At 70.5% G+C, this 7,193-nt stretch carries 6 protein-coding genes; 3 read left to right on the top strand and 3 right to left on the bottom strand.

What is annotated here, in order from left to right; translation table 11 throughout:
* Nucleotides 1-91: 91 nt before the first annotated feature.
* Both AC07AL_RS34825 and AC07AL_RS34820 read right to left on the bottom strand, forming a co-directional pair.
* On the bottom strand, nucleotides 92-586 hold the full coding sequence (locus tag AC07AL_RS34825) for a hypothetical protein (protein WP_478319343.1): 495 nt from the start codon (nucleotides 584-586) through the stop codon (nucleotides 92-94).
* A gap of 311 nt (nucleotides 587-897) precedes the next feature.
* On the bottom strand, nucleotides 898-1,701 hold the full coding sequence (locus AC07AL_RS34820; protein WP_478319342.1) for an alpha/beta hydrolase: 804 nt from the start codon (nucleotides 1,699-1,701) through the stop codon (nucleotides 898-900).
* 138 nt (nucleotides 1,702-1,839) lie between these two features.
* On the opposite strand from AC07AL_RS34820, the gene AC07AL_RS34815 reads away from it, so the two are divergent.
* The gene (locus AC07AL_RS34815; RefSeq protein ID WP_478319341.1) at nucleotides 1,840-2,394 is read left to right on the top strand and encodes a TetR/AcrR family transcriptional regulator; all 555 of its coding nucleotides are present in this window, start codon (nucleotides 1,840-1,842) and stop codon (nucleotides 2,392-2,394) included.
* Nucleotides 2,395-2,513: 119 nt separating this feature from the next.
* Here the strand turns inward: AC07AL_RS34815 and AC07AL_RS34810 are convergent, their stop codons facing one another.
* Nucleotides 2,514-5,528, bottom strand: a complete 3,015-nt coding sequence (locus AC07AL_RS34810; protein WP_478319340.1) for a DUF7507 domain-containing protein — start codon at nucleotides 5,526-5,528, stop codon at nucleotides 2,514-2,516.
* Nucleotides 5,529-5,777: 249 nt separating this feature from the next.
* Here AC07AL_RS34810 and AC07AL_RS34805 point away from each other — a divergent pair, with 249 nt between their 5' ends.
* Both AC07AL_RS34805 and AC07AL_RS34800 read left to right on the top strand, forming a co-directional pair.
* The gene (locus AC07AL_RS34805; protein WP_478319339.1) at nucleotides 5,778-6,452 is read left to right on the top strand and encodes a flavin reductase family protein; all 675 of its coding nucleotides are present in this window, start codon (nucleotides 5,778-5,780) and stop codon (nucleotides 6,450-6,452) included.
* A 65-nt stretch (nucleotides 6,453-6,517) separates the two neighbouring features.
* The gene (locus AC07AL_RS34800; RefSeq protein WP_478319338.1) at nucleotides 6,518-7,012 is read left to right on the top strand and encodes a DUF4240 domain-containing protein; all 495 of its coding nucleotides are present in this window, start codon (nucleotides 6,518-6,520) and stop codon (nucleotides 7,010-7,012) included.
* The last annotated feature ends 181 nt before the right edge of the window (nucleotides 7,013-7,193 follow it).

Below are 7,193 nucleotides of genomic sequence, written 5' to 3'. Positions count from 1 at the left end.
CCTCAGACAGCGAGATCACCACGGCAGAAGGCCCAGGATGCGACACCATAAAAGGGTATCAACTTACCCTCATGATTTGTGGCGCATCACACTAGAGGACTTCGGTCTGCTGTGGGGCCACGCAGTGGGATTCCTCGCCGACCTGCACGACGTAGCCCTTCGGCGGCTCCAGGGACGTCGTCCACCAGATCCCGGTGACCTCCCCGACAGCGTCCGTCGTCGTGCCCGGCGTGTCCGACTCCGTGCGGATCCGGACGCGGGTTCCTTCGGGCAGGTCGCTGCGGTGGCGAGGCGGCATGCCGGGGTGGAGTCCTCCCCGGGAGGCCAGGAACTCCGGCCGTAGCCGCCAGGGGCTGCCGTCCTCGGTCTCCACCGTGTAGAGAGGTCCGACGTGGTCATCGCGCTCGTCCTGCTCGACGACACACGCGACGATCACCCCGCGGGTGCCCACGATCTCCGGCCCGAGCCGGCCCAGTTCCGGAAGGGGCGGGTGCGGCGTCGCCAGTTCCACCAGCTCGCCGTAGGCCAGCGTGGCCTGCTCGGGCCAGGGAGTCTCGTCCACCGGCCACCGATGCCCGACCGTCATGAGGCCCTCCTGTCCATGGCCTCCGTGGACCCACCACACCATAACCGCGAGGCGGTCGGCCGATCCCGCCCGGCCGGCCCCGACCTGACCACGTACGACCTGGAACTGTCCGGTCGATCACTCTGCAGCAGCTGCATGAGGCCGGCCACCGCTGGCCGCCCGGCACCGGGCGGGCTCCGTTCGAGATCGAGACCGGGGCTGAGATCGAGACCGAGGCTGAGATCGAGACCGAGGCTGAGGCGGAGCCCGTGAACGAGGGCGCCGATTCCTGACCGCCACCGGCGGATGGCGCCGGGGGCGGTGCCGCCCGTTCAGCCGATGTGGTGCTGGTTGAGCCAGGTGAGGGTGTGGTCGGCGAGTTCGGTCCAGCCGTGGTCGACGGTGAGGGAGTGGCCGCGGTCGTCGAAGCGGTGGTAGTCGGTGACGGCGGGGGACTTGCGGTACTGCTTGTGGGTGGAGCGGGTGAGGATGTCGGGCACGGTGTGGTCGAGTTTGCCGGAGAGGAGGAGGAGCGGTCCGCGGTTCTGGTTGTGGGTGTCGACCTTGGCGGGGGAGTGTGGGGCGAAGTTGCTCAGGGCGAGTTGGAAGAGGGGGCGGGCGGGGCTGGGGATGGTCCATTCGTCGAAGAGCTGGTCGGATTCCTGCTGGGAGACGGCGTTGGCGAACGCGTAGCGGAACTGGGCGGGGTTGAGTGAGACGGCGCGCTTGGTGTTGCCGGGGTTGCGCAGGAAGGCGAAGGCGGACTTGGCCTGGGCGGGGCCGACGGCTTTGACGCCCTTGATCTGGCCGGGGCAGATCGCGACGGCGGCCTGGGCGAGGTTCTGGCCGAGGAGGTGTTGGGCGATGAAGCCGCCGACGGAGTGGCCGACGAGGATGGGCGGGGTGTCGAGGTCGCGGATGATCCGGGCGTGGTGGGCGGAGATCTCGGCGAGGCCGATTCCGCCCTGGGGGTCGGGGTTCCTGCGGGCCTGGGCGATGGTGGCGGGGACGCCGGGCCATTCGGGGAGGATCGGTTCGTAGCCGGCGTCGCGGAACCGGTCGGCCCAGCCCTGCCAGCTCGTGGAGTGCAGCCAGAGGCCGTGGATGAACATGACCGGGGTGCGGTTGCTGGGCATGGCGGGGTCTCTCCTGGTGTGTGAGGGCTGGGGATCGGATCGGCGGCCGGTCGGGGCGCGGTCGTTCGACCCAAGAAGTAGAAAGAGCGTTCTCTCTGCTCCTCCAAGGTAGAACGATCCTTCTGCTAGCGTCAAGCCATGACGACGAGAGATTCCGCGCCACCGCGCACTCGCATCCTGGCCGCGGCGATGCGGCTCTTCTACGCGCAGGGCGTGCGCGGGGTGGGCATCGACCAGCTGATCCGCGAGTCGGCGGTCGCCAACGCGACCTTCTACCGGCACTTCCCGTCCAAGGACGACGTCGTGCTCGCCTACGTCCACGAGCACGACCGCCTCTTCCGTGCGGCTGCCGCCACAGTGGCGGACCTTCCTCCGCGCGAGGCCGTGACGGCCCTGTTCGCGGGCATCTCCGACGAGTTCTGCGCACCCGGCTTCCGCGGTTGCCCGTTCATCAACGCCGCCGCCGACTACCCCGACCCGCACCATCCCGTCAGCCGCGCGATCCAGGAACACATGGACTGGTTCCGCGCCCTGCTGACCGGCCTGCTCGCCGCCGCCGGCCACCCCGACCCCGACCGGGCGGCCGACACCCTGCTGATCCTGCGGCACGGTGCGATGAACCAGAGCCGCTTCACCGCCCCCGCGGCGGTGCGCGAGGCGCTGACGGCCGCCGTGGACGCCGTCCTCGGCTAGGAAGCAGGCAGAGTGCGCCACCGGTGGTGGCGCACTCTGCCCTCCCGGCCGCTACGCCCGGCGTGCGTGCCGTGTGCGTTGCGCGCGTCGCCGGGGCCGGCCCGGGTGGTGGAGGGTGGTCACTCTCCCGAGCGGTCCTGGCGCAGGCGGGCCGAGGCGAAGGCGGCGATGAGCCAGCCGAGGCCCAGCAGCGCGCCGCCGCCGAGGCCGACCGTGGCCACCGGGGCTCCGGCGCTCGCGAGCATCAGGGCGGGTTCCTGCACGGCGGGTGCCTGCACGGCGGTGTCGCGCGGGGGAACGGGCGCGGGGTGGGTGCCGGCGGGGTGTTCGGCGGCCGACGTGTCACCAGGGGCGGTGCCGTCGGGGTGGTTGTCCCACTGGCCGGGCCCGGGGTGGTGGTCGCCCCAGCCGCCGTGGCCGCCGGAGTTGTGGCCGTCGCAGCCGCCGTGGTCCTGGTCCTCGCAGGGGGTGCAGGCGACGATGGTGACGGTGTTGCTGGTCGCCGTCACCGGGGTGCCGTCGGGGGTGGTGCCGGTGACGGTAGAGGTGTCGGTGATCTTCCCGGCCTGCACGTCGGACTCGGCGGTGGAGTACGTCGCGGTGCAGGTCGTGGACGCGCCCGGGGCCAGGGTGGTCACCGGGCAGGAGACGGCCGGCGTGCCCGGGCCGGAGTCCGTCACGGCGAGCGAACTGATCGTCGTGTCACCGGTGTTGGTGACGGTGAAGGTGTAGTGCAGGGCCTGTCCGGCGGCGGAGAACGAGGTCTCCTGGACGGCCTTGACGATCTTCAGCCCGGCGTAGGGGACGGTCACCTTGTTGCTGGTGGAGGTGATGTTCTGGCCACTGGGGGTGGTGCCGGTCACCTGGGCGGTGTCGACGACCTTGCCCGCGGCGACGTCGGCGTCGGTGGTGACGTAGGTCGCGGTGCAGTTCTCCGAGGCGCCCGGCGCGAGCGGCCCGGTGGGGCAGGTGACGGTCGGCGTGCCGGGGCCGTTGTCGACCACGCCGATGTTGGTCAGCGGCTGGGCGCCGGTGTTGGTGACCGTGTAGGTGTAGTGGATGGTCTGCCCGGCGGCGGTGTACTGCGCCTCGGCGGCCTTCTTCACCACGCTGATGGCGACCAGGGGGGTGTTGACCTTGTTGCTGGTCGTGGTGACGGTCTGGCCGCCGGTGTCGGTGCCGGTGACCTGGCCCTGGTCGGGCACGTTCTGGGCGGCGACGTCGGCGGCGGTGGTGACGTAGGTGGCCTGGCAGGTGGTGGACTGGCCGGGCGCGAGCTGGTTGGTTCCGCAGCCGGAGACGGTGACGCCGGGCGTCAGGTCGGTCACCGTCACGTTGGTCAGTGCGATCTGGCCGGTGTTGGTGACGGTGTACGTGTAGTTGAGGGTCTCACCCGGGGCTGTGAAGTCCGGCTGGACGGCGGACTTGGTGATGGTCAGCGCCCGTAGCGGCACGACGACCTGGTTGCTCGTCCCGGTCACCGTCTGGGTGCCGACGGTGGCGGTGAGGTTCGCCGTGTCGGTGATCGTGCCCGTCGTCGCGTCGGCGGCGGTCGCGGTGTAGGTGGCGGTGCAGTTCTCCGTGGCGCCGGCCGCGAGCGGGCCGGGCGGGCAGGTGACCGTCGGGGTGCCGGGGCCGGTGTCGGTGACCGCGACGTTCGTCAGCGCCACCGGGGCGTTGTTGGTCACCGTGTAGGTGTAGTGGATGGTCTGCCCCGCGACGAACGAGGCCTCGGTCGCCGCCTTGGTGATCGTGGGGGCGGGGACGTTGACCAGCACGGTGGTGGTGCAGCCGCCGGTGGTGGCGCAGGTGCCGCCGGCGATGGTCGGCGCGAGGTTGTTGGTCAGCGCGAAGTTGCCGGTGTCCGGGTTGTTGACCTTGACCTGGTACGTCACCGTCACGGTGGAGCCGGCGGCGGGCGGCGCCGTCAGCGTGCCCGACCAGGTCAGGGTGTTCCCGGTGACGGCGGCCGTTCCGGAGCTGGCGGTGACGGAGCCCGGCACCAGCGTGCCGTCCGTCAGCACGGCGGAGAGGTCGTCACTGAAACCCGCGAAGGTGGCCGGGTTGGTGCCGGTGTTGGTGACGGTCTCGGTGTAGGTGAGGGTGTCGCCCTGGTCCACCGGGCCGGTCGGGGAGACCGACTTCGCGACGGTGTAGGAGGTGCCGGCCGGCAGGTTGCAGTTCCCGCTGTCCTGGGTGGCGGAGGCGCCGTAGAAGCGGTGCCCGGTGTTGGCGATGACGGTGGTGGGCAGCGTCGCGGTCGAGCTGGCGGTCGGCACCGAGTTCAGCTCCTCGATGGTGCCGTTCGCGCGGAAGATGTAGACGTTGCCGCCGGACTGCGCCAGACCGTAGATGGAGTTCGGGGTGGTGCCGATCTCGGTGATCGTGTTGTCCGGGTGGATGCGGAAGTAGCTGGTGGGGTTCTGGAAGAACGAATCGAACGCGACCCCGAGGACATCGCCGTCGGACAGGGTCACGAAGTCGCCCGAGGAGACGAGCGTGGCGGGGTAGGCGACGGGGAACAGCGTGCTCACCCCGGTGGCCGGGTTGATCGTCCAGATCTGGTTCGAGAAGAACGACGCGACCAGCAGGGTGCCGTCCGGGCGGGCGCTCAACGCGTTGAAGTCGAATCCGTCGACCGCGGCCGGACCGGTGATCACTACCGAGCTGGTCTCCGCGCCGGTGGCTGGGTTGATCGTGTACAGCGTCGGCGGGGTTTCCTGCCAGGACACCCCGTACAGCGTCGTGCCGTCCGCACTCCACGCGATGTCCCCGTAGTCCCGCACCAGCGGCACGTCGGACAACTGCGTACCGGTCGGGCTGTACGAGTACAGCTGGTCACCGCCACCGCCGGTGTTCACCCACAGCGGCGTCGGCGGACAGGTCAGCGCCCGGGTCCCTGACTTCCCGTCCGCGCCGTTCGCGCGGTCTGCGCCGTCCGGGGACTTCCTGTCGGCGTCGTCCCCCGGCGAGGCGACGGCAGGACTGACGAACGTCGCACCTCGTGCCGGGAAGGCGTGCGCCGGGAAGGCCTGGGCCGAACCCCCTCCCCAACCCGCCGTCACGCCGATGACCGCCAGCCCGATCGCCGCGGCGAGCCTGCCGCGCGACCGGCCGCGTCTGATCCCTGCCATACCGTCTCCGTTCCAGTCGGGCGTGATCACCACAGGGCCCCACGCCACAGAATTTTGATAACACGAAGTGTTTTTGTGAACACTTTGAGTAACTTGACATGGGTTGGCCCGGCCCGCCATCCGTACCCGAACTGGCTGCGTCCGCCGGATGTCGGCCACCTGGCCGCATCGCGGCCCCTCGCGCGGCGCCCCGGCTGCCGACGATCCTTCGGTCCGCGCCGAGGAATCCCCGACCTACCGTCGATTCCCGTGAACACCATGACGCCTGACAGCACACGCACTGACGCGCTCACTGACGCGCTCACCGATGGCTCGGTGAGCGCGGACCACGTGGCCATCGCGCCGAGCATCCTCTACTTCGGCACGCCCGTCGTCCTGCTCTCAACGGAGAACGGGGACGGCACCCCCAACCTCGCGCCGATGTCCTCGGCCTGGGCCCTTGGCCAGGTGATCGTCCTCGGCATGGGGGCCGAGGCGCAGACCGCGCACAACCTCCGCAGCCGACCCGAGCTGGTGATCAACCTGCCCGAGCCGACCCAGTGGCCGGCGGTCGAACGACTCGCGCCGCTCACCGGGCGCACCCCCGTACCCGCGAACAAGCAGGACACCTTCCGGTTCGAGCGGGACAAGTTCGCGGCCGCAGGCCTGCGGGCCGAGCCCTCCGAACTCGTCCGGCCGCCCCGGGTCGCCGAATGCCCCCTGCAACTGGAGGCCCGTGCCGCCCGGATCCAGCCCGACGCCTCCGGCGGGTTCCTCATCGTCGAAGCCCACGTGCTCAAGGTCCACGCCGATCCGGGCATCGTCGTCCCCGGCTCCCAGCACGTCGACCCGGCCCGGTGGAGCCCGCTGATCTACAACTTCCGCCACTACTACGGACTCGGCCCCGAGCTCGGCCACAGCTTCCGCACCCAGACGCCCCGTTGAAGCGGCTGAAGCCGTCCTGCTGTTTGCGCGAGAGAGTGTCAGTCCCGGCTGTCAGGGTGACGGGCATGGACCTCGACACCTTCTGGCAGATCATCGACGACACCCGCGCCGGCGCCGCCGACGAGAGCGAACACGCCGACGCGCTCACCGAACACCTCGCTGGTCTGGCGCCCGACCAGATCGCCGACTTCGACCGGCACTACGCGCAGCAGAAGGCCCGCTCCTGCACCTGGCTGCTCTGGGGCGCGGGCTACCTCATCAACGACGGATGCAGCGACGACGGCTTCGACTACTTCCGCGACTGGCTGATAGGCGCCGGCCGCACCCTCTTCGAACAGGCCCTCGCCGACCCGGACAGCCTCGCCGGACTCCTCACCCCCGACCAGGAGGATCTGGAGGCCGAAGACCTCGCCTACGCGGCCACCCATGCATACCGCCAACTCACCGGCAACGACCTCCCCGACAACGGCATCGCCTCCGGCCCCCCGGCCGGCGAACCCTGGGAGGACGAAGACCTCCCCACCCTCCTCCCCCACCTGTCAGCCCGCTTCGCCGACTAGTCCCCCGCCCGCCTCCCCACGCCCGGCGCCGTTTCCGCCTCAGAGAATTATGTAGACCGACCGTCATATTCCTAGCCCCGGCCCATCTGGGGCGCTGGGGGGGGGGGGGGGGGGGGGGGAGGGGGTGGGGGGGGGGGGGGGGGCGTGAACCCGGGGAAAAAACAATGGGCCAGAACCTCCC

The organism is Kitasatospora sp. NPDC043949 (assembly GCF_056435365.1).
The sequence above is the reverse complement of the archived record's forward strand: the minus strand, read 5'-3'. Positions and strand labels throughout refer to the sequence as shown.

Bases quoted from the DNA above. Each gene is read 5' to 3' on its own strand.
- AC07AL_RS34800 (WP_478319338.1), top strand. From the start codon at position 6,518: ATGGACCTCGACACCTTCTGGCAGATCATCGACGACACCCGCGCCGGC.
- AC07AL_RS34820 (WP_478319342.1), bottom strand. From the start codon at position 1,701: ATGCCCAGCAACCGCACCCCGGTCATGTTCATCCACGGCCTCTGGCTG.
- AC07AL_RS34815 (WP_478319341.1), top strand. From the start codon at position 1,840: ATGACGACGAGAGATTCCGCGCCACCGCGCACTCGCATCCTGGCCGCG.
- AC07AL_RS34810 (WP_478319340.1), bottom strand. From the start codon at position 5,528: ATGGCAGGGATCAGACGCGGCCGGTCGCGCGGCAGGCTCGCCGCGGCG.
- AC07AL_RS34825 (WP_478319343.1), bottom strand. From the start codon at position 586: ATGACGGTCGGGCATCGGTGGCCGGTGGACGAGACTCCCTGGCCCGAG.